Origin of the sequence: Bacillus sp. FSL H8-0534 (genome assembly GCF_038005885.1) — a bacterium.
Classification (GTDB): Bacteria; Bacillota; Bacilli; order Bacillales; family Bacillaceae_G; genus Bacillus_A; species Bacillus_A pseudomycoides.
This window is the reverse complement of the sequence record NZ_JBBOUC010000001.1, coordinates 3,766,369-3,791,353: the sequence shown is the minus strand read 5'-3', so window position 1 is coordinate 3,791,353 and position 24,985 is coordinate 3,766,369. Positions and strand designations below refer to the sequence as shown.

Below are 24,985 nucleotides of genomic sequence, written 5' to 3'. Positions count from 1 at the left end.
GAAACTTATATTGATGAACAGCGTTCATCAATTCTCCATAGAAAGGAGGTGATCCAGCCGCACCTTCCGATACGGCTACCTTGTTACGACTTCACCCCAATCATCTGTCCCACCTTAGGCGGCTGGCTCCAAAAAGGTTACCCCACCGACTTCGGGTGTTACAAACTCTCGTGGTGTGACGGGCGGTGTGTACAAGGCCCGGGAACGTATTCACCGCGGCATGCTGATCCGCGATTACTAGCGATTCCAGCTTCATGTAGGCGAGTTGCAGCCTACAATCCGAACTGAGAACGGTTTTATGAGATTAGCTCCACCTCGCGGTCTTGCAGCTCTTTGTACCGTCCATTGTAGCACGTGTGTAGCCCAGGTCATAAGGGGCATGATGATTTGACGTCATCCCCACCTTCCTCCGGTTTGTCACCGGCAGTCACCTTAGAGTGCCCAACTTAATGATGGCAACTAAGATCAAGGGTTGCGCTCGTTGCGGGACTTAACCCAACATCTCACGACACGAGCTGACGACAACCATGCACCACCTGTCACTCTGCCCCCGAAGGGGAAGCCCTATCTCTAGGGTTGTCAGAGGATGTCAAGACCTGGTAAGGTTCTTCGCGTTGCTTCGAATTAAACCACATGCTCCACCGCTTGTGCGGGCCCCCGTCAATTCCTTTGAGTTTCAGCCTTGCGGCCGTACTCCCCAGGCGGAGTGCTTAATGCGTTAACTTCAGCACTAAAGGGCGGAAACCCTCTAACACTTAGCACTCATCGTTTACGGCGTGGACTACCAGGGTATCTAATCCTGTTTGCTCCCCACGCTTTCGCGCCTCAGTGTCAGTTACAGACCAGAAAGTCGCCTTCGCCACTGGTGTTCCTCCATATCTCTACGCATTTCACCGCTACACATGGAATTCCACTTTCCTCTTCTGCACTCAAGTCTCCCAGTTTCCAATGACCCTCCACGGTTGAGCCGTGGGCTTTCACATCAGACTTAAGAAACCACCTGCGCGCGCTTTACGCCCAATAATTCCGGATAACGCTTGCCACCTACGTATTACCGCGGCTGCTGGCACGTAGTTAGCCGTGGCTTTCTGGTTAGGTACCGTCAAGGTGCCAGCTTATTCAACTAGCACTTGTTCTTCCCTAACAACAGAGTTTTACGACCCGAAAGCCTTCATCACTCACGCGGCGTTGCTCCGTCAGACTTTCGTCCATTGCGGAAGATTCCCTACTGCTGCCTCCCGTAGGAGTCTGGGCCGTGTCTCAGTCCCAGTGTGGCCGATCACCCTCTCAGGTCGGCTACGCATCGTTGCCTTGGTGAGCCGTTACCTCACCAACTAGCTAATGCGACGCGGGTCCATCCATAAGTGACAGCCGAAGCCGCCTTTGAATTTCGCACCATGCGGTGCAAAATGTTATCCGGTATTAGCCCCGGTTTCCCGGAGTTATCCCAGTCTTATGGGCAGGTTACCCACGTGTTACTCACCCGTCCGCCGCTAACTTCATAAGAGCAAGCTCTTAATCCATTCGCTCGACTTGCATGTATTAGGCACGCCGCCAGCGTTCATCCTGAGCCAGGATCAAACTCTCCAATAAAGTTAGTTTGTCTAGCATCTAAAATAAAAATTGACGTTTCACGTTGTTTGTTTCGTTCAGTTTTCAAAGAACTCGTTTGCCGCTCATTTGCGACTCCCTTATGTTAACATCTTCGTTTTTCGATGTCAACTAAGTTTTTTAATTTCTTTTTTCGCTTTCTGCTGTTTCGCATCAGCGACGGTTATTAATATAGCATGTAGAAAAATGAAATGCAACACCCTTTTAAAACTTTTTATAAAAAATAGCCAAGTTTCTCTATTTACGTCATATAATTAATATAATATATATCCATTTTGATTTTCCAACATATAAATCATTGCTATTACAGAACAAGAAGTGACCTGCATTCGGTTCCTCTCTTTACTTTTACTTGGCATGGGGTTGGAAGAGGGGCTGACCGCTTCTATGCATGGATGGATTCTCTCTCCCACCTAAAAAAGGTTTGTGTCGGTTTTTCAATTTGTATTTATATAGAATATTCTTCTTTACATACAGCCTATCTTCCATCAACACAGTTTTTCTCTACATTTCAATTCGTCTCAACGCGTTTATAACTTCTTATCCATATTCTTTACAAAGATACAATTCACAACTTTATAAGATGAACTTTCTATTGATAGATTGTCATCACCACTACATCGAACAAACTTACAAGGAGGAATATACATATGGACTATACCGATTTACTAATCAAGTTAGGTCTCTCTGCTATTTTAGGATTTGCTATCGGTTTAGAACGTGAATTGAAAAGAAAACCACTTGGTTTAAAAACGTGCTTAGTCATTTCAATTATTAGCTGTCTCCTCACGATTGTTTCTATTAAATCAGCTTATAACTTACCTCATACAGATCATATCAACATGGATCCCCTTCGCCTTGCAGCTCAAATTGTATCTGGAATTGGTTTTTTAGGCGCCGGTGTTATTTTAAGAAGAGGAAATGACAGTATCGCAGGCTTAACTACCGCCGCTATGATTTGGGGAGCTTCCGGTATTGGAATCGCTGTGGGGGCTGGTTTTTATCTTGAAGCAATTTTCGGCATGTGTTTTCTTATGATTAGCGTCGAACTCATTCCATTAACAATGAAAGTTTTAGGTCCTAGGTCACTCCGGCAACGAGATATCGCTGTCAAACTTGTTGTAAGCAATATGAAAAATATCCCTATTGTTATTGAAGAAATAAAAGCAATGGACATAAAAGTAAAAAACATGAAACTCAAAACATTAGAAAATGGTTCACACTTTTTACAACTAAAATTGTCTGTCGATCAAAAAAGACATACAGCTGACGTCTATTATGCGCTGCAACATTTAGAAAGTGTACAGCAAACTGAAGTTGAAAGTATGTAGTACTCCTTATGAACTACTGAAAAAACTCTCTTACAAAACAGAGAGTTTTTCTTTTTTTCATAATGGTAACAATGTAGCTATACAAAATGAGGAGGAATATAAGTTTGAAATCACGAGCTAACCTAGTAGATGTATTTCGCGACTCCATTATTTTCCGCTTAATTAGCTTCATTGTTGTACTTATTACTGTTTTTGGTTTTCTAATATATAAATTAGAACCCACTTACTTTTCTACATGGTTTGATGGAATCTGGTGGGCGCTTGTTACAACCTTTACTGTCGGTTACGGTGATTACGTTCCACATACACCTGCAGGAAAACTTACAGGCATGATTCTCATTTTATTAGGCACAGGTTTCTGCTCCTATTATATGGTATTATTCGCTACCGAAATGATTAGTAAGCAATATATGAAAATTAAAGGCGAAGAAGCTGCTTCTTGTCATGGTCATATGATTATTGTCGGCTGGAATGAGCGCGCAAAACAAGTCGTGAGCCAAATGCATGTGTTACAACCAGACCTTGATATCGTACTCATCGACGAAACCCTTTCCTTGCTTCCAAAACCTTTCCATCACTTAGAGTTTATTAAAGGATGTCCACACCATGATCAAACTTTATTAAAAGCAAATATTAAAACAGCCCATACGATTTTAATAACGGCAGATAAAGAAAAAAATGAAAGCTTAGCTGACACACAATCAATTTTAAACATTTTAACTGCTAAAGGACTGAATCCAAATATTCACTGTATCGCTGAACTACTCACTTCTGAACAAGTTCAAAATGCAACTAGAGCGGGAGCGACAGAAATTATAGAAGGAAATAAATTAACAAGCTACGTCTTTACTGCATCTCTTTTATTCCCTTCTATTTCAGGTGTATTATTTACACTTTATAATGAAATCTCGGAAAGTAAATTGCAGCTGATGACTGTTCCTGCATCTTATAGCGGAAAAACTTTCGAAGCTTGCAGTAGCCTCCTTTTAAAACAAGGCACCCTACTGCTAGGTGTACAGCGGAATGAACAATATCACATCAATCCCATTCATTCCTTCGTTACTATTGAAAGCGACGTATTTATCGTAATTAAACATTAATGAGATGCTTTTCCAACTCTTTTACTAATGCCTTTCCAATATCAATATATTTTCTTTTTATATTCCCATCTGCATCTTGTGGCTCTGCAAATTGATCTAACCCACTTGCTCCAGCTGCTAATGTATTTACCTGATCATCCAGTTCGTCTTGGTATACATGTGAAAGAAGATACGGTGTATCAAGGCGAACAACTACTCCTGGTACATCCAGCTCTCCTTCAACTGCTGTAAATGGTACTCTTAAAAATTGATACCCATCTTCCTCATCTACTTTATAATCGAAGCATCCTTTGTCGTAATCCCAATTGCCGCCGATACTATAACCAAGCGGTTTTAATACTTCTTCTAATTTAAAAAGGGCATATGTATGGCCTTCTAAATTTGATTGAATTGGAATCAAGCTATTCATCCTTCCTAGACTTTTTCCTTAGCATGCCCGATTCGTATTTGTTCTAATATCGATATATCGGCGATTCGACACAACTTATCGACTATTCAGTAACATTCGACAAGTCTCATCCCAATCTTTCCAATAAAAAAAGCTATCGGGACTATCCCGATAGCTTTTTCCTCTTTTCTTTGTCCAGCTACAGCGGCTAGAACCTTCGGTCATTTCGCTCTCTCGGTCGAAGTAAAAAACACTTCTTCGTCGAGAACTCCAATGCCTTGCGGTTCTTAGCAAGCCGCTTCCGCTTTTCTTACTTCAAACGTTCTTCTAATTCTGCTTTTAATTCTTCGAATCCTGGTTTTCCAAGAAGAGCAAACATGTTTTTCTTGTATGCTTCTACACCTGGTTGGTCAAATGGATTTACACCTAATAGGTAACCGCTCATCGCACATGCCTTTTCAAAGAAGTATACAAGGTAACCGAATGTGTATTCATTTAATTCTGGAATGTTTACGATTAAGTTTGGTACCCCGCCATCACTATGAGCTAGTAATGTACCTTCGTATGCTTTTGTGTTTACGAAGTCTACTGTTTCACCAGCAAGGTAGTTCAGACCATCTAAATCGTTCTCATCTAATTCAATTTTTAGTTCATGTGTAGATTTTCCTACTTTAAGAACTGTTTCAAATAAGTCACGACGTCCTTCTTGAATGTATTGACCTAATGAATGTAAATCAGTAGAGAAGTTTGCTGAAGATGGGAAAATTCCTTTTTGATCTTTCCCTTCACTTTCGCCAAATAGTTGTTTCCACCACTCAGCAAAATATTGAAGTGCTGGCTCATAGTTAACAAGCATTTCAATCGTTTTTCCTTTATTATATAGAGCATTACGTACAACTGCATATTGGTAAGCAGGGTTTTCTTCCAGCTCAGATTTTGCAAAGTCATCATGTCCGGCAGCTGCACCTTGCATCATCTCTTCAATATTTAAACCACTCACTGCAATTGGTAATAAACCAACTGGTGTTAATACAGAGAAACGACCGCCAACATCATCTGGAATCACGAATGTTTCGTATCCTTCTTCGTCAGCTAATGTTTTTAAAGCACCACGCGCTTTATCAGTTGTTGCATAAATACGTCTACGCGCTTCTTCTTTTCCATATTTCTCTTCTAACAATTTACGGAAAACACGGAATGCAATTGCAGGTTCTGTTGTTGTACCTGATTTGGAAATAACGTTAATGGAGAAATCTTTACCTTCTAATACATCCATTAAATCTTTCATATAAGTGGAGCTAATGTTTTGTCCAACAAATAGCACTTGTGGAGTTTTGCGTTGTTCTTTAGAAAGCGTATTGTAGAAAGAATGGTTTAACATTTCAATTGCTGCACGTGCTCCTAAGTAAGAACCACCAATACCTATAACAAGTAAAATGTCAGAGTCATTTTTAATTTTCTCTGCACTTTTTTGAATGCGAGCAAATTCTTCTTTATCATATTGAAGCGGAAGCTCTACCCACCCAAGGAAATCGTTCCCAGCTCCAGTTTTTTCATGGATTGCATGGTGTGATACTTTTACTGCATCACGTAAATAAGTTAGTTCTTGTTCACTGATGAACGATAACGCTTTAGAATAATCGAACGTCACATGTGTGCTCATTTTTTTCCCTCCAATTATGTATATGTATTTCTGTATTCACTTTAGCGAAACTGGGATTGTAAATCAAGCAATTGGAGAATTGTAAACGTAACCAATATGTATTTTTTAAAAAAAGTTCATTTTTCGCATAAAAATTCGCATTTTTAAGTATAGATGTATATACATCCTGTAATGAATATTTTTTGTGTATAAAAACAACAAAGGAGAGTCATTCTATAAAAGAGTTAAGTTGTAGAAGGCGCACTTCCATTTTCGGATTTCGCTTTATACCCACCAACCTCATATAGGTGGATTCTTACTACTCACGAAAACTAAAGGCTTGCTTATGCTTCAAATTTAAGGAGGATTACTCAAGATGAGTACTTTACAACGTATTGCTTTAGTATTCACTGTAATTGGTGCCGTCAACTGGGGACTAATTGGATTCTTTCAATTTGATTTAGTAGCAGCTATCTTCGGTGGGCAAAGTTCAGCACTTGCACGAATCATTTACGGTATCGTTGGTATTTCTGGGCTGATTAACCTTGGTTTATTATTTAAACCATCCGAAAATCTCGGAACACACCCAGAAACACGCGAAGTTCGATAATAAGCGAAGCACGGACTTCGCATTTCCCATCCGACATACGAATATGATTGCATGCAATCATATTTGCTAATATATATCATAATAAAATAAAAGAGAATCGCTAATTTAGCGACTCTCTTTTATTTTGTTAACTGTGATTCTTCAATCCACTCTGTTAACTTCTCGCGAAGCGTATTGAATCCTTTATCAGATGGATTTGGTACGATAATTCTTCCTTGCTTACGCTTTGCTGCTTTTAACGATAAACTCATTTTTCTGTGTTCTTCATCAATTGAAAGTACCTTTACTTCTACTATATCTCCAACCTTTAAAAAATCGTGAATATCTTTTACATACCCATTTGTAATTTCAGATATATGCACAAGTCCTTGTGTTTCTTGATCCAATGCTACAAATGCACCGTAATCTTGAATTCCAGTTACTTTCCCTTTTACAACCACTCCTGTTGTGTATTGTTCTGACATATGAAACACTCCCATACGTTTACCAGTTTCCCTGCTATTTGCAGGTTGCAGTAAAAGTACCCACCTCAACATTTAAACGCATGTATACGCAAAGTGAGTAACTGCTCATAAATATCCAATTGGTGAAGACTCATTCCCAAGCGGAAAGAAATATCCCACTTGAGAAAAACTTCACTCTATATTAGTAAATTATACCACCAGCTCCCATTTCATTCAAAATTCATGAAAAAGTTTCCTTTAGTAAGTATAATTTTCAAATATTGGGATAGAATACTAACACATGGCTTTCTAGTATTCCCCCCCTTTTATGGACAAAACGTATTCTGTTTTGTCCTTTTTTTATTTTCTACAAATCGTTTCATTCGCTTCATGGCTTCCATTAATTGTTCAAGCGAAGTTGCATATGAACATCGAATAAACCCTTCACCGCTCTCACCAAACACACTTCCAGGTACAACTGCAACTTTTTCTTCTAGCAATAATTGCTCCGCAAATTCTGCTGAGGATAATCCTGTTGAAGAAATCGAAGGAAACACATAGAATGCTCCGCCTGGCACATGACACGTTAAGCCCATTTCATTAAACGATGTCGTCATAAAATTACGGCGCTTTTTATAACTTTCTCTCATTCGAATGACTTCATCATTTCCAAAACGAAGCGCTTCTAATGCTGCAAATTGTGACATCGTCGGTGCGCACATCATTGAATATTGATGAATTTTCAGCATCAACTCTGAAAAGTGGACAGGAGCCGCAATCATTCCAAGGCGCCATCCAGTCATCGCAAATCCTTTTGAAAATCCTGAAATTAAAATCGTATGATCACGCATATTTTTAATGCTCGCAAAACTCGTATAAGCCTCGTCATATACAAGCTCCGCATAAATTTCATCAGATAATACAATGAGATTATACTTTTCAACGATTACTGCTAACTTTTCTAATTCAAACTTGTTTAAAAGTGCTCCTGTTGGATTATTTGGAGAACAAAGTAAAATTGCTTTTGTTTTTGTTGTAATCGCTGCTTCAATTTGCTCCGACTGTACTTTAAATGCATCCTCTAATGACGTTGCTACCGGAACCGGCACTCCTCCAGCTAATGTAACAAGTGGGCCATATGATACAAAGCTCGGTTCAATGATGATCACTTCGTCGCCAGGGTTTACAATAGCGCGCATCGCAACATCTAACGCTTGGCTCGCTCCAACTGTAACAATAATTTCTTCATCTGCATTATAGGAAACATGAAATTGCTTTTGAAGATACTTTGCTATTTCTTGACGTAACTCCAATAATCCTGCATTTGCAGTATATGCTGTGTATCCTTCTTCTAACGAACGAATACATGCCTGTCTCACATGCCATGGTGTAACAAAATCCGGCTCTCCCACCCCTAGTGAAATAACACCTTTCATACCTGCCGCTAAGTCAAAAAACTTACGGATACCGGATGGTTGTAAAGATTCTGCTGCTCTTGATAGTTCAAACTGCTTCATGGTGCCACCACAATCCGTTTATCATCATCAGTTTTGTCATAAATAAGTCCCTCATGTTTATATTTTTTCAAAATAAAATGTGTTGTTGTTGACACAACTGATTCAATTGTTGCTAACTTTTCAGAAACAAAACTTGCCACTTCACTCATACTTTTTCCTTCCAACGTAATAGAAAGGTCGTATGTCCCTGACATTAAATAAACCGATTTCACTTCTGAATAACGGTAAATTTGTTCTGCAACAGAATCAAAGCCAACACCGTGCTTCGGTGTAACTTTCACATCAATCATAGCTGTTAAACCGCTATGTTCTTTTACTTTTGTCCAATCTATATGTGTAACATAATCAACAATGATTTTTTCTCTTTCTAATTTCTCAACCATTTCTTTTACTGCTTCTACTTTTATATTTAACATTTTTGCTAAAGTTTCTACGGATAAACGACTACTTTTTTCAAGACAAGCTAATAATTCTAATTCTTTTTCAGTCACCATATTCTTCATCCTTCCTTTTGTTTGTTTTTAAATTATACAGACACCTTTTTATGTTTGAAAAGAAGATTTTTTTAGAGAATTATGTGAAAATGAAAAAGAAAGGGGCGGAAACCGTGAAACCAAAAGTATATATCGCTGAACGCGTTCCAAAATTTGTAGAAACATATCTCTCCGAGCATTGTGAATATGAAAAATGGGATAGTAGTGAAAAGATTCCTCGTGAAGTTCTATTAGAAAAAATAAAAGATAAACATGGCTTGCTTAACTTTGGGACAAAAATCGACGAAGAGTTATTGCGAGCAGCTCCTCACTTAAAAGTTGTGAGCAACATTTCTGTTGGCTATGATAACTTTGATTTAGAAGCGATGCAGGGCAGAAACGTGATTGGAACAAATACTCCATATGTATTAGATGATACAGTGGCCGATCTTGTTTTCGCTCTTATGCTATCAGCCGGACGACGCGTATGTGAGCTTGATTCTTATGTAAAAGACGGTAATTGGAATGCCGAAATTACAAAAAAGCACTTCGGACTGGATGTACATCATAGTACAATTGGGATTATTGGAATGGGGCGAATTGGAGAAGCTGTTGCCAAGCGCGCAAAATTTGGATTTGATATGAATGTCCTTTATTATAATCGGCGTCGTAAGGAAGAGGCCGAACAAAAATTTGATGCCGCGTACTGTGATTTACACACACTACTAAAGCAATCTGATTTCATTGTTCTTTTAACGCCATTAACAGAAGAAACATATCAGCTCATTGGAGAAAAGGAATTTTCATTAATGAAAGAAACAGCTATTTTCATTAATGCTTCCCGCGGGAAAACAGTTGATGAACCTGCATTAATCGACGCACTGAAACAAAAGAAAATCTTTGCAGCAGGTATCGATACATTTACACAGGAACCGGTCGAAAAAGATAATCCGTTATTATCTTTAACAAACGTCGTTACGCTGCCGCACATCGGATCTGCGACATTAAAGACAAGACACCAAATGGCAATGACCGCTGCAGAAAATTTAGTTGCAGGGTTACAAGGAAAAACACCGCCTAATATTGTACGAGGATAACACTTAACACTGAAAAAGGTAGGATGGACCCCCATCTTGCCTTTTTTTGTTAACATAAATCTTTTTCTACTAGGAGATGATATGAAAAAAATCAATGGAGTGAAAGAAAATGAAACATGAGCTAGAGCATCCCTACTTCACTTTTTCCACTCGCGGTACTACTGTTCATTACGAATTGTATGAACACCAGAGTAATGAGGAAAAACCAACTTTTGTACTCGTTCACGGTTTTCTCTCATCCTCATTTAGTTACCGACGACTTATCCCACTGCTTGCAAAAGAAGGAACGGTTGTCGCGCTTGATTTACCACCGTTCGGAAAAAGTGATAAGTCCAACCAATTTATATATTCCTATCATAATTTAGCAACTATAATTATCGATTTAATGGAACACTTAGCACTCCAAAACATTGTGCTAGTCGGTCATTCAATGGGCGGACAAATCTCACTCTATGTCAATCGCATACGTCCTGATTTAATTACAAAAACAATCTTACTATGTAGCTCAAGCTACTTAACACGAGCAAAGTTTCCGCTCATCTACTCTTCCTATTTACCGTTCTTTCATTTATACGTAAAAAATTGGATTATAAGAAGAGGCATCGTTCATAATTTAATGAATGTCGTTCATGACCACTCTTTAATTGATGATGAAATGATGGAAGGGTACGCTGCTCCCTTTTATGATAACCGCATTTTCCCTGCTTTAACGCGAATGATCCGGGACCGAGAAGGAGATTTATCATCAGCTGAATTACGAAAGATCGAGACCCCAACCTTACTCATTTGGGGTGAAAAAGACCGCGTTGTTCCCGTTCATGTCGGGCACCGGCTACACAAAGACTTGCCAAACTCTACATTTATTTCATACGAAAATACAGGACACTTGCTACCAGAGGAAAAGCCAGAGCATGTATATGAAGAAATCATAGCATTTTCAGCACAATAGTATTCATATACACATCAGCGCTTTTTAAAATATATCGGCGCTTCGACACAACATATCAACCATTCTACAAGGTACGATATAAAGTGAAACTTTATTCAGTGGGAGATCTTCATCCCCGATCTAATTTCTTTGCTTTCGCTGAATTTTGAGGTGGGAGTGCTACTGCCAGTTAATGCGGGATAAACTTCCTACTAAAAAAGCTGTCGGAACTTCCGACAGCCTACAATGCACAACTTCCGCCTTCTTTTAATACGAGTAATTCCTGTGCTAATTTCTCGCATTTTTCAATAGCTGGTACTTCTTCAAACGACATAAAATAAATATGCTGTATTTTTTTTGCAATATATTTCGGATCGTCAAACGCACTTACCACGTACACAACATCGCTTGCTTCTGTTTCATAAAATTCCGGTCCCATTTGAAAAGGATCCCAATTCTTCACCATTTCCACCATCTTTTCATATGCGCCCATCTACTTCCCGCCTTTTCCTATTTTTCACTCTTTTCTTTATCGTATCACATCAGCTATTCTAGAAGAAGGGAGGAACTTTCACAAAATTATAGATTCAAGTAGAAGGGAGCAAAAAAGATGCAGCAATTTCATAAAACTGTAAACCGCCGGGGAACACATAGTGTAAAGTGGGATACATATAAGAATGAAGAATTGTTACACGCATGGATTGCAGATATGGATTTCCCTATTCCAGAGCCAATTCAATCTGCACTGCAAAAACGCCTTGGGCATCCTATTTTCGGATATACAATGCCACCTGAAGAAATAACAGATATTATTTGTCGTTGGACAAAAAGTGCATACAATTGGGATATAAAAGAAGAATGGATTGTATTTAGTTCAGGTATCGTTCCTGCTCTTAGCACTAGTGTACAGGCTTTCACAACTGAAAATGATGCCGTACTTGTACAACCACCTATTTATCCCCCATTCTTTGACATGGTCACAAAAAATAACCGTCATGTATGGGAAAGTCCATTACTTTTACAGGGCGGCACATACACAATGGATTTTGAACATTTGGAAACACAGTTTCAGCAAGGTGTAAAACTTATGTTTCTTTGTAGTCCACACAACCCGGTTGGTCGCGTTTGGACAAAAGACGAGCTTACAAAACTCGGCACGCTATGTGAACAATATAATGTAACCGTTATCTCAGATGAAATTCATGCAGACCTTATTTTCTCAGGTCATACACACACGCCATTTGCTTCATTGTCAAAACAATTAGCAGCGCGTACAATCACTTGCATGGCGCCAAGTAAAACATTTAATATCGCAGGCTTACAGGCATCTATTATTATTATTCCTGACAAAAAACTTCGAAATGCCTTTACAGCTGTTCAACACCGGCAAGGCTTTCATGGGTTAAATACATTTGCTTATGTAGCAATGCAAAGCGCCTATACAGAGTGTAACGATTGGCTAGCAGAAATGCGTTTATATATAGAAGAAAATGCCCGATTTGCTTGTGAATTTATCAAGCAGCATATCCCTACCCTTTCCGTTATTCAATCAGAAGGTACTTTTTTACTATGGGTCGACTGTTCTCGCCTTGACCTATCTCAAAAAGAACGAACAAAACAGCTTGAAGAAAACGGGAAAATTATCGTTGAACCAGGTGAAAAATACGGAGCAGGTGGAGAACAACATATTCGGATTAACATCGGCTGTTCAAGAAGACAACTTGAAGAAATACTACATAGACTTAAGTGTGCATTTTCATAATTAACTGAAAAAAGCTACCCTTTCAAAGGTAGCTTCTACTTTTTCTTAGCGGCTGCCTTTTCTACAATGACGCCACAAGCAATTCGATTCCCTGAATTTCCAGCAGGTTGCGTCATACCATCATCAGGCTTTTCCGTAATAATGATAGACGCACCATCTTTTCGATGCAGTGTTGTTTTCCCTTCTTGAAGTGATACATTAGGCGCTTCAATCTCCGCCTTAATCTTTCCTGTATCATCCGCAATAACATTCGGCAAATCACCATTCTCTGCACCTTTTGGATTCATAAGTCCATGTTTCTTTTTCTTCTCTAAATTAAAATGATTACCAGCTGATATAAAACGTGGTGCTTTACACTCTCCAATTTCATGAATATGTAATCCATGTACACCTGGCAAAAATCCTTCTGCCTTAATGGATATTTTCACACCACTTGTTTGCTGCTTCACTTTTGCTGTTCCAACTTTATCACCAGAAGCATTATATAATTTCACATCGATTTCTTTCGGATTTCCTTTATCACAACCTGCCATAAGAAACAGCAAACAACACCCGAATAAAAGCTGCTTTTTCATCACAATTCCCTCCAGAATACATTCTGCCCTTAGATTGTCCGAGCATAGAGGGAAACATACAAAAACGAATTAGTGTTTCTTTTCCGCTAACAGCTTTCGCTCCACTTTCTCCAAACGTTCCGCCTCTCTCTTTGATACGCGAATAAACATGCGCCATGTTGCAATCGCACCGATTATAAATAAAACACAAACAATCCCTGGAATAATATATTCTGTTTTATCTTCTGGAAAATATAAAGGCATCATGAAGATCACTCCTCCCTACAAGTTTAACGTCCCAATTTTTTATTCTTTCAATCGAGTTTACTCTATTCAGTAAATCCCACGGCAAAAATACATCTATACCTGTGAATTCATCGAAGCAAACGATACATACCTTCATCCTTTTGATTCCACAGAATTTTCTGTTATATCATTTCGAATTATAACATTTCTCTGATCACAAGCACACCTAACTTCTCAAAATCATTCTCCAGCAAATGATTTCTTTGACTCTATTCCCCACTTTCCTTACTATAAAATTGAGGTGAAAAATATGAACGAAACATTCCAAATTGGTGATATCGTTACTGGTATCTATAAAACAGGAAAGTATATCGGTGAAATTACAAACAGCCGTCCTGGAAGTTACGTTGTGAAAGTGTTAGCTGTTTTAAAACATCCAACGCAAGGTGATTTACATAATGTAAAACAAGCGGATGTTCCATTTTTCCATGAAAGACGCGCTTTAGCATTCAGGGAGCAAACAAATATCCCGCAGCAAATGGTGAAAAAATACGATGGCGATATTCCGGATTATAAAGAATCCTTACAATCCGCACTAGAAGCACAAATGAATGCATTCTCAGCAGATGATGGTCCGTTTGCGAGGCGTAGTTTGCAGACACTCCAGCAGTTAAAACAAGATTACAAGCTGTAAAAAAACAAAACGACCAAATTACACAGTTTGTAATTTGGTCGCTATTGTGTACTCACTTTCTTTAACACCTTTGAAAAATCGATGAGTTCACCTAAAGTCGGGGGAGATGGTTTTACTAAATATTCTTTATCCTTTTCAACCAGTTTAAAAATATTATAGGTCGTTATCGCATCATCAAGCGCGCAATGATGCTTTCCTGTTCCTACTTTCCCGTACGCTTCAATCGCTTTCCATAATCCAGTTTGATTCCGTTCGCCAAAGAAACGTTTATACTCGAGTGATAAATCTCGGCATTGCCCCGAAAAAGGAAACTCGGCACCTATGGCCTCACAATTATGCTTCAATACTTTCATATCCATATTACCCCACGTTACAATTGTTGTTTGACAACGTTTTTCATATTGTACAAGTTTCTCGACAAGTTCCAAAAAAGAAATTCCTCCGTCTACCGCTTCCTGATTAATTCCTAAAAATTTTTTACACCGCTCTGTTAAGCATGAAAAAGTTTCCGGTCGTACATACGATGAATACGTATCTTCCACTACACAATCAACAACTGATACGAGTCCTACCTCAATAATTTCTGGAAAAAAACCCTTTGGTTTCTTCCTATTTTGAGGCATCGTGAACTCAAAATCCAAAAATAAAAATTGTTGTCCATCCATACGATCCCTTCCTTATCATTCTGTCTACTTTGTACTCCTACACGAACAGGCTCGAATGCTATTACATAAGATACATTCAGATTGATGTATCTTATGTATATGTCAAATAACCACAAATATTTTTAAAAAGAAGAAAAATTCATTTGTACAGAAAATATGACAAAACAAACCCTTTCATTTACATCCGACATTTTTCTACTTTATAATGGCTTTAAGTGTGTTTCTTCCAGAAATTTATGACACACTAAGAAAAGTTACCCGAAAGGAGATGGAATTTTTGCACGAAACAACGCAAGAAATCGCTAACTGGCAATATTACTTTGCAATCGCAGTCTTTCTAATTACATATGCCATTATCATTTCAGAAAAAATTAACCGTGCTGTTATCGCACTTCTCGGTGCAGCACTTATGGTCATCTTTGGTGTCGTCGACTTGCACAACGCTTTTACAAAACATATTGAATGGGGAACCATCACGCTACTGATCGGTATGATGATATTAGTAAACATCACAAGTAAATCAGGCGTATTCCAATATGTTGCAATTAAAGCCGCTAAACAAGCACAAGGAAATCCAATTAAAATCTTAATTTCTCTTTCTTTGCTTACCGCGCTCGGTTCCGCATTTCTAGATAACGTAACAACTGTACTTCTTGTTGTTCCCGTTACTTTATCTATTACGCGCATTTTACAAGTAAATCCTGTTCCATATTTACTTTCCGAAATTATTTTTTCAAATATTGGGGGAACTGCAACATTAATTGGTGACCCACCAAACATTATGATTGGTTCTGCAAACAAGCATTTAGATTTTAATGCTTTCTTATTCAACTTAGCCCCAATCGTACTAATTATTATCGCTGTTACCGCAACAATGATTTACTTTATGTACCGCAAGCAGTTAATTGCTGACCCTATACAAATTAAAAAACTAATGAGCTTAGACGAAAAACAATACATTAAAGATGCTGTATTAATGAAAAAATCTTTAACTGTACTTGGACTTACAATCCTCGGTTTTATGACTCATTCTATTTTCCACATTGACGCCGCAGTAATCGCATTAACAGGTGCTACTGTACTTATGTTAATCGGTGTAAAAGAGCATGAAATTGAAGAAGTATTCGCTCACGTAGAGTGGATTACAATTTTCTTCTTTGCCGGTCTATTCGTACTCGTTGGTGGACTTATTGATATCGGACTTATCAAAATGTTAGCTCAAAAAGTAATCGGTTTAACAGGCGGAGATGTTTCTTACGCATCCATTCTTATTTTATGGGTATCCGGCATTGCTTCAGCAACAATCGATAACATTCCGTTCGTTGCAACAATGATTCCACTTATTAACGATATGGCAGTCGGTCTTGGTCTATCACCTTCTGATGCACAAATCGATGTATTATGGTGGTCATTAGCATTAGGGGCCTGTCTAGGTGGAAACGGAACATTAATCGGTGCTTCTGCTAACGTAATCGTTGCTGGAATCGCAAGCCGTGAAGGACACCGATTTAGCTACGTGGACTTCTTAAAAGTTGGTTTCCCAATTATGATTGTTTCATTAATTGTTTCTCACATTTATATTTATCTGCGTTACTTAATGTAGGTATAAAAAGCGGAAGTGGCTCGCTTAGAATGTGAAGGGGATGGAACTTCTGACATAGAGGCGCTCTTTGCCTCGGCGGAAGAAGCGAAGCCACCGAACATTCTAGCCACTGGAGCTGGATTTCATAAAAAGCGGAAGTGGCTCGCTTAGAATCACTATCCAAAAAAGGCTATCGCTAGATGCGATAGCCTTTTCCCTTTCTATTTTCCATCATATATCGGCGGTTCGAAACAACATATCGACCGTTCGACAATATGCAACATGATTATTCATAATAGATCCTAATATTTCGTTGGCTCATTTCGAATCAAAAACAGGTGAATCGGAAGAAAAATAGAACATGTTATCACATGGATGACTGTAAATAATATTGCGTTCGTACCATAACGCTCCAAAATGGCGTATACTAAGTAAATCGACAGAACAAGTACTACAACACTTGCTAAAAGGCTTATGATTGGAATGAAGTTCAAAATAAAACAAGCAACGTATATACCAAATACTTTCCATCCAGCCCCTTCTTTCAAAAAGTCAGGTAACTTCTCCCTTGCCAAATCCCCCCATACTTTACTATTTAAAAATGGAATAAAAGCAAGAATGCCATCTTCAGCACCATCATTTTTTGCCATTGTATAGAGTGCAAATGCAGTTAGCAAATACGCAATAAATGCCCAGATTAAAATAATAACAATAGCAACAAAACTAAGAGCAAAAAAACCCGCTAATATACTTTGATCTTCCATCGCTCCCTCTCCTTTCTACTCTCATCGGATTTCTTATATCCATTTCATATCACTTCTTTATATAATATGAACAAAGACCATGAAAGGAGAACAATTTTATGCACCCATTTGTAAAAGCCTTACAGCAACAGTTTATCGCACATCAAAATACTGAAAAAGCAGAACCAATGGCTCGTTATATGAAAAATCATTTCCCATTTCTCGGTATTCAAACACCGGAAAGAAGAAAGCTATTACGTGAAGTCATACAAGTACATAGACTTCCAGACAAAGAGGACTTTCAAACCGTCATCCTTGGACTTTGGGATTTACCAGAACGCGAATTCCAAGCCGCCGCTCTCGATCTATTACAGAAATATAAAAAGCATCTCGATAAAACTCACATCCCGTTCTTAGAAGAACTCATTATAACGAAATCATGGTGGGATTCCGTTGATGGCATTGTTCCTACTTCCCTAGGAAGCATTTTTTTGAAACATCCAGAAGCCATTCAAACATACATCCCGAAATGGATTGCTTCAGAAAATATATGGTTACAGCGCTCCGCAATCTTATTTCAACTAAAATATAAAGAACAAATGGATGAAAAACTTCTCTTCTCAATCATTGGACAACTCAAATCTTCAAAAGAATTTTTCATCCAAAAAGCAATCGGCTGGGTACTTCGTGAATACGCAAAAACAAGCCCAGATGTTGTATGGGAATATGTTCAAAATCATCAACTTGCTCCTCTAAGCAAACGTGAAGCAATTAAACATATTCGCTCTACTATGAGCACCTCTTCAGATTGAACTACCCCCACCTTCACTTCATTTAGAGGAGGGGGGCTTCTCGGTTAAAATGATAAAGAATAGTAAAATAGGCGAAACTCTATCATATATATCCATCTTGATTTTCCAACATAGCAGTCCCTGCCATGAAAACAAAAGAAGATATCCACTTATTTTCTCCTTTTGTTTTCACTTGGTATGGGGCTAAAAAAGTCACTGTCCGCTTCTAGCCATGGGCGGACGCTCTCTCCCATCTAAAAAAGAAAGGTTTTCTATCCTTTTTTCAATTTGTATTTATACAGATACAATCGTTCCTCTATTGTGATTTAAAAAGGAACATGATAGAATATGGTCATTATTATAAAATATAGTAGCGATGACAGACTTATAAGTACTTGCACAAAAAGCGATTCAGGGATAGTGAAAGCCTGAAAAAGCAAGGAAACGGCAGTCTCGAGCAATACGTGATAAAGTGGATGTGTGTTTACGCACACATCAACTAGGGTGGAACCGCGGGTATACAAGCTCGTCCCTAGGCAAAAATGCCTAGAGACGAGCTTTTTTGTATTTCAAGGCGCAAGCGGCTTGCTCGAGAAATTGCCATTCAACAAGTACATCCAGTCATCGCCAATACGTTAACTTTTAAAAGGAGGATTTTATTATGTATTCAATGGAACAAGTTGTAAACTTAGCGAAGCATCGCGGTTTTGTTTTCCCTGGTTCTGAAATTTATGGTGGTCTTGCAAACACTTGGGATTACGGTCCACTTGGTATCGAATTAAAAAATAACGTTAAAAAAGCTTGGTGGAAAAAATTTATTCAAGAATCTCCATACAACGTTGGTTTAGACGCAGCGATTTTAATGAACCCAAAAACTTGGGTAGCTTCTGGTCATGTTGGTAACTTTAACGATCCAATGATTGACTGTAAAAAATGTAAAGCGCGTCACCGTGCTGATAAATTAATTGAAGATGCTTTAGATGCAAAAGGCATCGAAATGATCGTTGATGGTCTTACTTTCGATCAAATGGCTGGATTAATGAAAGAACATGAAGTAAAATGCCCAGATTGCGGTAGCGAAGACTTCACTGAAATCCGTCAGTTCAACTTAATGTTTAAAACATTCCAAGGTGTTACAGAATCTAGCACAAACGAAATCTTCCTTCGCCCTGAAACAGCACAAGGTATTTTCGTAAACTTCAAAAACGTACAACGCTCTATGCGTAAAAAACTTCCATTTGGTATTGGCCAAATCGGTAAAAGTTTCCGTAACGAAATTACACCTGGTAACTTCACATTCCGTACACGTGAATTCGAACAAATGGAGCTTGAATTCTTCTGTAAACCTGGTGAAGATTTAGAGTGGTTCACATTCTGGCGTAACACTTGTAAAAACTGGTTACTATCACTTGGTATGCACGAAGAAAGCATGCGTCTTCGTGACCACGGTGAGGAAGAGTTATCTCACTACAGTAACGCAACAACAGATATCGAATTTAAATTCCCATTCGGCTGGGGCGAACTTTGGGGCGTTGCATCTCGTACAGACTTCGACTTAAAACGTCACATGGAACATTCTAACGAGGACTTTAACTATATCGATCCACAAACGAACGAACGTTACGTACCATACTGCATCGAACCATCTCTTGGCGCAGACCGCGTAACATTAGCATTCTTATGTGATGCATACGAAGAGGAACAATTAGAAAACGACTCTCGTACAGTTCTTCGTTTCCACCCTGCTTTAGCACCATACAAAGCAGCAATCTTACCACTATCTAAAAAGCTATCTGAAGGCGCTGGGGAAGTGTTCGCAGAACTAGCAAAAGACTTCGTGGTAGACTTTGACGAAACTGGTTCTATCGGTAAACGTTACCGTCGTCAAGACGAAATCGGTACACCATTCTGTATCACTTATGACTTCGACTCAGTTGAAGACAAAGCTGTTACAGTACGTGACCGTGACACAATGGAGCAAGTTCGTATGCCAATTAGCGAACTAAAAGGCTTCTTAGAGAAGAAAATCCAGTTCTAATGATAGAAAGGCTGCCTCTGGGCAGCCTCTTTTATTGCTCACGCTTCTCTTTAATTGCAACTGTACATCTTGAAATGCAAAGTAAATCATCATTTTCATCAATGATGCGCACATCCCAAACCATTGTTGTTTGTCCTTTATGAATCGGCGTACCGATTGCTGTTACGATTCCATCGCGTTTCGCGCGAATATGATTCGCATTTATTTCAAGACCAAAACAAATACACTTTTCTTGATCAATTAAATTATAGGAGCCTACGCTCGCTACAGTTTCTGCTAATGCAACTGATGCGCCACCATGTAAAAAACCAAATGGTTGATGTGTGCGTCCATCTACTGGCATAGTTGCTACTACTTTTTCTTCTGTCATTTCTAACAGCTCAATCCCAAGTGCATCCATTAATGTTTTCGACATACTACTTCCTCCTTTTTCTTGTTTAAAAATGTATAATTTTCCCTATTTATTTTCAAACTACCTATAGCACTTATATAAGGAGGTTCTATCTACATGAAAAACAAATTCTATATTCTATTACTCTTAGTCTCCTTGCTCATTATTGTACCAAATTATACGAATGCAGCCCACCCTTCTAACCTGACAATCGATATTAAGCCTGTCACACAAAAAGGTAAGAAACCTTATCTTGAATATCAAATTAGCAGACCTTATTTTAGTAATTTTTACGATACAAAATTTCAAAAAAAGTTGAATACATACTATAAAACAACTACTGATCGTTTTAAAACAACATTAGCGAAAGAAGCAAAAAAATATTATACAGAGGCTCAGGAATCAAATGCTCCTTTTCATCCATATGTTGCAAATGTTGACTATAAAGTAACATTGCAAAAATCTCCCTTACTCAGTCTCTATGTAAATTATTATCAGTATACAGGCGGAGCACACGGACTATATACATGGAAGGCGAATACATTTGATTTAAATGAAAAAAGATTACTTAATTTGGACGACTTATTTCAAAAAGACAGTACGTATCAAGATATCATCCGCACAGAAATCGTTAGACAAATTAAGCAAAATGAAAGTATCTATTTTCCAGATGCAACTGAAAAAGTCATGAGTACAAAGAAATTTAACTATTATTTGGAACCCGATCATCTTGTCATCTATTTCTCATTATATGAAATAGCTCCTTACTCAAGCGGTATTCCACAATTTCGCATTCCATACACTTTACTTAGAGAAGCACTAAAGCCTAACTACCAAAACATTTTAATTGACAACGGATAAATGGATTCGCTACTATATTGTTAACCAAATAACAACTGGAGGTTAACAATATGAGACAATTACGTGCTTTAGATTTAGCACTAGCTGCCATGTTTGTTGCGCTCATGGCGATTGGTGCGAATATCGTATCCTGGGCACCGTTTTTACAAGTGGCTGGTATTCCACTTTCCATGCAACCATTTTTCGCAATTTTAGCAGGTCTTCTTCTTGGAAGCAGACTTGGGGCCTTATCTATGACTGTTTATATGCTTGTCGGTATTGCAGGAGCACCAATTTTCGCGCAGTTCAAAGCTGGATTTGGCGCACTTTTAGATCCTACTGGTGGTTTTATTATCGCATTCATTATCGTTGCTTACGTATCAGGAAAACTAGTAGAACAAAGAGAAAAACCACAATTCAGTACCTTTGCAATCGCGTCTTTTACAGGAATTATTTTAACCTATATCATTGGTACTACTTATATGTATGCAGCTGTAAACTTCTGGATGGGCGGAAATATGAGTTACAAAGCGGCTTGGACAATTATGATGTGGTTCGCGGTTAAAGATATGATCTTTACAATTATCGGTGCTATCATCTCACCTCGCATATATTATGCTGTACGTCGTTCTGCTTATCAGCATTCTCATTCGAGACTATAATAACGAAAAAGGAGCTACTTGAAGTAGCTCCTTTTTGTATTAAGACTCTTGTTTCATTTGTTCTTCTAAAATTTCCTTCATCATAACAAGCATATCATCTCTTAATTCTTCATGCTGAAGTGCCATTTCAATTGTCGTTTGAACAAAGCCTAATTTTTCCCCAACATCGTAACGCTTTCCTTCAAAGTCATAAGCAAATACACGTTGAATTTCATTTAAACTTTGGATTGCATCTGTTAATTGAATTTCACCACCTGCACCAACATTCTGGTTTTCTAAGAACATAAAGATTTCAGGTGTTAAGATGTAGCGTCCCATAATCGCTAAGTTTGAAGGAGCTGTACCTTGCGCTGGCTTCTCAACAAACTTTCGAACTTGATAACGACGACCTTCTTGTTCTAGTGGATCAATAATTCCATAACGATGTGTTTCTGCTTCTGGAACTGTTTGCACACCAATAACAGAAGAAAGTGTTTTATCATATTCGTCAATTAATTGACGTAAACATGGTTTTTCAGCTTGAACAATATCATCACCTAATAAAACAGCGAATGGTTCATCACCAATAAACTTACGTGCACACCAAACCGCATGCCCTAATCCTTTTGGCTCTTTTTGACGGATATAATGAATATCAACCATTTTAGAAGAAGCTTGTACTTTTTCAAGTAACTCATATTTTTTCTTCTCTAATAAGTTTTGTTCTAATTCGAACGCATTATCGAAATGATCTTCAATAGAGCGCTTTCCTTTACCAGTAACGATAATAATATCTTCAATTCCAGATGCCACAGCTTCTTCTACAATGTATTGAATCGTTGGCTTATCTACAATTGGAAGCATTTCTTTCGGCATCGCTTTTGTTGCCGGTAAAAAACGCGTTCCTAATCCCGCAGCGGGAATAATCGCTTTTCTCACTTTTTTCATAACAAATACCCTCTTTTCTGTTCTAATCGTCCAGTACCTTTTCTTATTGTATGGTGTAATTCTCTATTTTCTATAAAGTGAACCTTTCATCCACCTTCAGCAAGCGAATTTTTTTCCATATGCAAGAAAAGAGGAGGCCGTTCTACGTTCTCCTCTTTCTTCCTCCATTAATGGAAGTAACACTCTATCTCATTATAAACGATTCATGATATCTTCTTTAATAGCAAGTAACTTTTGTTCACTATTTTGTAAGGAATCATCTTTCACACCAAAATAAAACTTGATTTTTGGCTCTGTTCCAGATGGACGTAGGCAGAACCAAGAACCATCCGCTAATTGATATTTTAACACATTTGATTTCGGTAAGTGAATTTCTTCCTTATTTCCATCTATTAGTGATGTAATGATGCTTGCTTTATAATCTTCTACAGAATTCACTGTTAAGCCAGCCACTTCTTTTGGTGGATTTTCACGGAATGATGCCATCATCTCTTGAATTTTCTCTGCACCATCTTTTCCTTTTAGCGTTAACGATACAAGGTCTTCACGGAAGAAACCGTATTTCGCAAACACTTCTAATAAACCATTGTATAACGTTTTGCCTTGTGATTTATAATATGCTGCAACTTCACATGCAAATAAAACAGATTGTACTGCATCTTTATCACGGCAGAATGGACGAATTAAATAGCCATAACTTTCTTCATAGCCAAATTGAAATTCATATTGTCCACTTTCTTCATACTGCTTAATCTTCTCACCGATAAATTTAAATCCAGTTAATGTATCTACTGTATCTAAGCCATACGCTTTCGCAATTGTACGACCAATTTCAGAAGTTACGATTGTTTTTAACACAACACCGTTTTCTGGAAGTGTACCGTTTTGTTTCTTTTGTGATAATAAGTAATCAAGCATTAACGCACCCGTTTGGTTTCCTGTTAACACTTGATACTCACCAGCGTGATTACGAACAGCTACGCCAAGACGATCTGCATCTGGATCTGTTGCGATTAGCACATCCGCTCCCACTTTTTCTCCATCACGAATCGCAAGTTCAAACGCTGCGTGCTCTTCTGGGTTTGGTGATTTTACTGTTGAAAAGTTTGGATCTGGTAACTCCTGTTCTTTTACGACTGTTACGTCTGTAAATCCAACTGCTTCTAAACCACGACGCGCTGGAATATTGGATGTTCCATGTAGTGGTGTAAAGACGATTTTTAAATCTTTTCCAATTTCTTGTACCATTTCTTTATTGATGATGACTGTTTTTAACTGTTCTAAATATGCATCATCTACTTCTTGTCCAATGATATGTAATAAGCCATCCGCTTTCAATTGTTCCACATCAGCAACTTCTACTGTTAATTCATCTTCTACTTCATTTACGTAGCTAATTAATTCGTCTGCTTCTTTCGGAGGCAATTGTCCACCATCTTCTCCATATACTTTATAACCGTTATATTCAGGTGGATTATGACTTGCCGTAAGAACGATTCCACTTACTGTATGTAAATAACGCACTGCGAAAGAAAGTACTGGCGTTGGGCGTAAACTTTCAAATACATATGTTGTAATGCCATGCGCACCAAGGGTAGCTGCTACTTCCATTGCAAATTCAGGTGATTTATGACGAGAATCATACGCGACAACAACGCCACGTTTCTTCGCTTCTTCACCTAATTTTTCAATAAAGTGCGCCAATCCTTTTGTTGCTTTTCGAACTGTATATACGTTTAAACGGTTCGTACCAGCACCAAGTTCTCCGCGCATACCACCTGTACCGAATTCTAAGTTTTTATAGAAGCTATCTTCTATTTTCTTTTCATCCTGCTTCATATTTTCTAGCTGTTCTTTTAGTTCTGCATCTAAGTTTACATAGGAAAGCCAGCGACTATATTCTTGTTTCCAATCCATTTTCTTATCTCCTCTCGCATGTCATAACTACAT

The 24,985-nt window shown here is 38.3% G+C and carries 26 protein-coding genes, 1 rRNA gene and 1 pseudogene; 13 read left to right on the top strand and 15 right to left on the bottom strand.

Going from position 1 to position 24,985, the window contains the following annotated elements; translation table 11 throughout:
* Positions 1 to 41: 41 nt before the first annotated feature.
* Positions 42 to 1,593, bottom strand: a 16S ribosomal RNA gene (locus MHH71_RS19125).
* Between the two features lie 668 nt (positions 1,594 to 2,261).
* On the opposite strand from MHH71_RS19125, the gene MHH71_RS19120 reads away from it, so the two are divergent.
* Together MHH71_RS19120 and MHH71_RS19115 are read left to right on the top strand one after the other, a co-directional pair.
* Complete coding sequence (locus MHH71_RS19120) at positions 2,262 to 2,942, top strand: MgtC/SapB family protein (protein WP_006096359.1); 681 nt, start codon at positions 2,262 to 2,264, stop codon at positions 2,940 to 2,942.
* A gap of 104 nt (positions 2,943 to 3,046) precedes the next feature.
* Positions 3,047 to 4,042 (top strand): potassium channel family protein, encoded by a 996-nt coding sequence (locus MHH71_RS19115; protein WP_033799192.1) that lies wholly within the window; start codon positions 3,047 to 3,049, stop codon positions 4,040 to 4,042.
* Here MHH71_RS19115 and MHH71_RS19110 read toward each other — a convergent pair.
* Positions 4,032 to 4,442, bottom strand: coding sequence for a YugN-like family protein (locus MHH71_RS19110; protein WP_018782835.1), 411 nt, complete (start codon positions 4,440 to 4,442; stop codon positions 4,032 to 4,034). The genes MHH71_RS19115 and MHH71_RS19110 overlap by 11 nt on opposite strands.
* A gap of 298 nt (positions 4,443 to 4,740) precedes the next feature.
* Positions 4,741 to 6,093 carry a glucose-6-phosphate isomerase gene (locus MHH71_RS19105; RefSeq protein WP_006096361.1) on the bottom strand — a complete coding sequence of 451 codons (1,353 nt, stop codon included), beginning with the start codon at positions 6,091 to 6,093 and terminating at the stop codon, positions 4,741 to 4,743.
* A gap of 355 nt (positions 6,094 to 6,448) precedes the next feature.
* On the opposite strand from MHH71_RS19105, the gene MHH71_RS19100 reads away from it, so the two are divergent.
* Positions 6,449 to 6,682: a DUF378 domain-containing protein gene (locus MHH71_RS19100; RefSeq protein WP_003201633.1), complete on the top strand. Its 234-nt coding sequence runs from the start codon at positions 6,449 to 6,451 to the stop codon at positions 6,680 to 6,682.
* Positions 6,683 to 6,801: 119 nt separating this feature from the next.
* Here MHH71_RS19100 and yugI read toward each other — a convergent pair whose 3' ends face one another.
* From yugI to MHH71_RS19085, 3 genes are all read right to left on the bottom strand, one after another.
* Positions 6,802 to 7,146 carry a S1 domain-containing post-transcriptional regulator GSP13 gene (gene yugI, locus MHH71_RS19095; protein ID WP_018767503.1) on the bottom strand — a complete coding sequence of 115 codons (345 nt, stop codon included), beginning with the start codon at positions 7,144 to 7,146 and terminating at the stop codon, positions 6,802 to 6,804.
* Positions 7,147 to 7,451: 305 nt separating this feature from the next.
* Positions 7,452 to 8,642 carry an aminotransferase gene (locus MHH71_RS19090; protein WP_033799193.1) on the bottom strand — a complete coding sequence of 397 codons (1,191 nt, stop codon included), beginning with the start codon at positions 8,640 to 8,642 and terminating at the stop codon, positions 7,452 to 7,454.
* Entirely contained in the window at positions 8,639 to 9,136 is a 498-nt protein-coding gene (locus MHH71_RS19085; RefSeq protein ID WP_003201624.1) for an Lrp/AsnC family transcriptional regulator, read from the bottom strand. Before MHH71_RS19085 ends, MHH71_RS19090 begins: the two co-directional genes overlap by 4 nt.
* An 83-nt stretch (positions 9,137 to 9,219) precedes the next feature.
* Between MHH71_RS19085 and MHH71_RS19080 the strand changes: the two genes are divergently transcribed.
* Positions 9,220 to 10,212, top strand: a complete 993-nt coding sequence (locus MHH71_RS19080) for a 2-hydroxyacid dehydrogenase (RefSeq protein ID WP_033799194.1) — start codon at positions 9,220 to 9,222, stop codon at positions 10,210 to 10,212.
* 109 nt (positions 10,213 to 10,321) lie between these two features.
* Positions 10,322 to 11,161, top strand: a complete 840-nt coding sequence (locus MHH71_RS19075; protein ID WP_006096364.1) for an alpha/beta fold hydrolase — start codon at positions 10,322 to 10,324, stop codon at positions 11,159 to 11,161.
* Between the two features lie 220 nt (positions 11,162 to 11,381).
* Here MHH71_RS19075 and MHH71_RS19070 read toward each other — a convergent pair whose 3' ends face one another.
* Positions 11,382 to 11,633, bottom strand: coding sequence for a DUF1871 family protein (locus tag MHH71_RS19070; protein ID WP_006096365.1), 252 nt, complete (start codon positions 11,631 to 11,633; stop codon positions 11,382 to 11,384).
* Positions 11,634 to 11,750: 117 nt separating this feature from the next.
* Here MHH71_RS19070 and MHH71_RS19065 point away from each other — a divergent pair, with 117 nt between their 5' ends.
* Positions 11,751 to 12,902 (top strand): MalY/PatB family protein, encoded by a 1,152-nt coding sequence (locus MHH71_RS19065; protein WP_003201616.1) that lies wholly within the window; start codon positions 11,751 to 11,753, stop codon positions 12,900 to 12,902.
* 35 nt (positions 12,903 to 12,937) lie between these two features.
* Here MHH71_RS19065 and MHH71_RS19060 read toward each other — a convergent pair whose 3' ends face one another.
* From MHH71_RS19060 to MHH71_RS19050, 3 genes and pseudogenes are all read right to left on the bottom strand, one after another.
* On the bottom strand, positions 12,938 to 13,477 hold the full coding sequence (locus MHH71_RS19060) for a superoxide dismutase family protein (protein WP_033799195.1): 540 nt from the start codon (positions 13,475 to 13,477) through the stop codon (positions 12,938 to 12,940).
* A 69-nt stretch (positions 13,478 to 13,546) separates the two neighbouring features.
* A complete protein-coding gene (locus tag MHH71_RS19055) occupies positions 13,547 to 13,723 on the bottom strand; it encodes a hypothetical protein (RefSeq protein WP_003201612.1) in 177 nt (58 codons plus the stop codon).
* A pseudogene (locus MHH71_RS19050) lies at positions 13,722 to 13,859 on the bottom strand (ThiJ/PfpI family protein); the annotation flags it as partial. The pseudogene MHH71_RS19050 and the gene MHH71_RS19055, both read right to left, overlap by 2 nt.
* A gap of 153 nt (positions 13,860 to 14,012) precedes the next feature.
* Here MHH71_RS19050 and MHH71_RS19045 point away from each other — a divergent pair.
* Positions 14,013 to 14,396: a kinase-associated lipoprotein B gene (locus MHH71_RS19045; RefSeq protein ID WP_018782839.1), complete on the top strand. Its 384-nt coding sequence runs from the start codon at positions 14,013 to 14,015 to the stop codon at positions 14,394 to 14,396.
* Between the two features lie 41 nt (positions 14,397 to 14,437).
* Here the strand turns inward: MHH71_RS19045 and kapD are convergent, their stop codons facing one another.
* The gene (gene kapD, locus MHH71_RS19040; RefSeq protein WP_003201608.1) at positions 14,438 to 15,061 is read right to left on the bottom strand and encodes a 3'-5' exonuclease KapD; all 624 of its coding nucleotides are present in this window, start codon (positions 15,059 to 15,061) and stop codon (positions 14,438 to 14,440) included.
* Between the two features lie 277 nt (positions 15,062 to 15,338).
* Between kapD and MHH71_RS19035 the strand changes: the two genes are divergently transcribed.
* Together MHH71_RS19035 and MHH71_RS19030 are read left to right on the top strand one after the other, a co-directional pair.
* Positions 15,339 to 16,664: an ArsB/NhaD family transporter gene (locus MHH71_RS19035; RefSeq protein ID WP_018767497.1), complete on the top strand. Its 1,326-nt coding sequence runs from the start codon at positions 15,339 to 15,341 to the stop codon at positions 16,662 to 16,664.
* Positions 16,665 to 16,679: 15 nt separating this feature from the next.
* Positions 16,680 to 16,814 (top strand): hypothetical protein, encoded by a 135-nt coding sequence (locus MHH71_RS19030; protein WP_006096369.1) that lies wholly within the window; start codon positions 16,680 to 16,682, stop codon positions 16,812 to 16,814.
* 131 nt (positions 16,815 to 16,945) lie between these two features.
* On the opposite strand, the gene MHH71_RS19025 is transcribed toward MHH71_RS19030, so the two are convergent.
* Positions 16,946 to 17,407, bottom strand: coding sequence for a hypothetical protein (locus MHH71_RS19025; RefSeq protein WP_003208937.1), 462 nt, complete (start codon positions 17,405 to 17,407; stop codon positions 16,946 to 16,948).
* A gap of 98 nt (positions 17,408 to 17,505) precedes the next feature.
* Between MHH71_RS19025 and MHH71_RS19020 the strand changes: the two genes are divergently transcribed.
* The gene (locus tag MHH71_RS19020) at positions 17,506 to 18,198 is read left to right on the top strand and encodes a DNA alkylation repair protein (RefSeq protein ID WP_006096370.1); all 693 of its coding nucleotides are present in this window, start codon (positions 17,506 to 17,508) and stop codon (positions 18,196 to 18,198) included.
* Positions 18,199 to 18,838: 640 nt separating this feature from the next.
* Entirely contained in the window at positions 18,839 to 20,215 is a 1,377-nt protein-coding gene (locus tag MHH71_RS19015; protein ID WP_006096372.1) for a glycine--tRNA ligase, read from the top strand.
* Positions 20,216 to 20,246: 31 nt separating this feature from the next.
* On the opposite strand, the gene MHH71_RS19010 is transcribed toward MHH71_RS19015, so the two are convergent.
* Positions 20,247 to 20,630, bottom strand: a complete 384-nt coding sequence (locus MHH71_RS19010) for a hotdog fold thioesterase (RefSeq protein ID WP_006096373.1) — start codon at positions 20,628 to 20,630, stop codon at positions 20,247 to 20,249.
* Positions 20,631 to 20,723: 93 nt separating this feature from the next.
* On the opposite strand from MHH71_RS19010, the gene MHH71_RS19005 reads away from it, so the two are divergent.
* Positions 20,724 to 21,467 carry a DUF3298 and DUF4163 domain-containing protein gene (locus MHH71_RS19005; protein WP_033799196.1) on the top strand — a complete coding sequence of 248 codons (744 nt, stop codon included), beginning with the start codon at positions 20,724 to 20,726 and terminating at the stop codon, positions 21,465 to 21,467.
* A 50-nt stretch (positions 21,468 to 21,517) separates the two neighbouring features.
* Positions 21,518 to 22,108 (top strand): biotin transporter BioY, encoded by a 591-nt coding sequence (locus MHH71_RS19000; RefSeq protein WP_006096375.1) that lies wholly within the window; start codon positions 21,518 to 21,520, stop codon positions 22,106 to 22,108.
* Positions 22,109 to 22,147: 39 nt separating this feature from the next.
* On the opposite strand, the gene galU is transcribed toward MHH71_RS19000, so the two are convergent.
* Both galU and MHH71_RS18990 read right to left on the bottom strand, forming a co-directional pair.
* Positions 22,148 to 23,035, bottom strand: a complete 888-nt coding sequence (galU, locus tag MHH71_RS18995) for a UTP--glucose-1-phosphate uridylyltransferase GalU (RefSeq protein ID WP_003201589.1) — start codon at positions 23,033 to 23,035, stop codon at positions 22,148 to 22,150.
* A gap of 192 nt (positions 23,036 to 23,227) precedes the next feature.
* The gene (locus MHH71_RS18990; protein WP_006096376.1) at positions 23,228 to 24,952 is read right to left on the bottom strand and encodes a phospho-sugar mutase; all 1,725 of its coding nucleotides are present in this window, start codon (positions 24,950 to 24,952) and stop codon (positions 23,228 to 23,230) included.
* Between the last annotated feature and the right edge of the window lie 33 nt (positions 24,953 to 24,985).

Coding starts and splice junctions, on each gene's coding strand:
- MHH71_RS19120 (WP_006096359.1), top strand. CDS start 2,262: ATGGACTATACCGATTTACTAATCAAGTTAGGTCTCTCTGCTATTTTA.
- MHH71_RS19105 (WP_006096361.1), bottom strand. CDS start 6,093: ATGAGCACACATGTGACGTTCGATTATTCTAAAGCGTTATCGTTCATC.
- MHH71_RS19100 (WP_003201633.1), top strand. CDS start 6,449: ATGAGTACTTTACAACGTATTGCTTTAGTATTCACTGTAATTGGTGCC.
- yugI (WP_018767503.1), bottom strand. CDS start 7,146: ATGTCAGAACAATACACAACAGGAGTGGTTGTAAAAGGGAAAGTAACT.
- MHH71_RS19090 (WP_033799193.1), bottom strand. CDS start 8,642: ATGAAGCAGTTTGAACTATCAAGAGCAGCAGAATCTTTACAACCATCC.
- MHH71_RS19085 (WP_003201624.1), bottom strand. CDS start 9,136: ATGGTGACTGAAAAAGAATTAGAATTATTAGCTTGTCTTGAAAAAAGT.
- MHH71_RS19075 (WP_006096364.1), top strand. CDS start 10,322: ATGAAACATGAGCTAGAGCATCCCTACTTCACTTTTTCCACTCGCGGT.
- MHH71_RS19070 (WP_006096365.1), bottom strand. CDS start 11,633: ATGGGCGCATATGAAAAGATGGTGGAAATGGTGAAGAATTGGGATCCT.
- MHH71_RS19065 (WP_003201616.1), top strand. CDS start 11,751: ATGCAGCAATTTCATAAAACTGTAAACCGCCGGGGAACACATAGTGTA.
- MHH71_RS19060 (WP_033799195.1), bottom strand. CDS start 13,477: ATGAAAAAGCAGCTTTTATTCGGGTGTTGTTTGCTGTTTCTTATGGCA.
- MHH71_RS19055 (WP_003201612.1), bottom strand. CDS start 13,723: ATGATGCCTTTATATTTTCCAGAAGATAAAACAGAATATATTATTCCA.
- MHH71_RS19045 (WP_018782839.1), top strand. CDS start 14,013: ATGAACGAAACATTCCAAATTGGTGATATCGTTACTGGTATCTATAAA.
- kapD (WP_003201608.1), bottom strand. CDS start 15,061: ATGGATGGACAACAATTTTTATTTTTGGATTTTGAGTTCACGATGCCT.
- MHH71_RS19025 (WP_003208937.1), bottom strand. CDS start 17,407: ATGGAAGATCAAAGTATATTAGCGGGTTTTTTTGCTCTTAGTTTTGTT.
- MHH71_RS19020 (WP_006096370.1), top strand. CDS start 17,506: ATGCACCCATTTGTAAAAGCCTTACAGCAACAGTTTATCGCACATCAA.
- MHH71_RS19015 (WP_006096372.1), top strand. CDS start 18,839: ATGTATTCAATGGAACAAGTTGTAAACTTAGCGAAGCATCGCGGTTTT.
- MHH71_RS19010 (WP_006096373.1), bottom strand. CDS start 20,630: ATGTCGAAAACATTAATGGATGCACTTGGGATTGAGCTGTTAGAAATG.
- MHH71_RS19005 (WP_033799196.1), top strand. CDS start 20,724: ATGAAAAACAAATTCTATATTCTATTACTCTTAGTCTCCTTGCTCATT.
- MHH71_RS19000 (WP_006096375.1), top strand. CDS start 21,518: ATGAGACAATTACGTGCTTTAGATTTAGCACTAGCTGCCATGTTTGTT.
- galU (WP_003201589.1), bottom strand. CDS start 23,035: ATGAAAAAAGTGAGAAAAGCGATTATTCCCGCTGCGGGATTAGGAACG.
- MHH71_RS18990 (WP_006096376.1), bottom strand. CDS start 24,952: ATGGATTGGAAACAAGAATATAGTCGCTGGCTTTCCTATGTAAACTTA.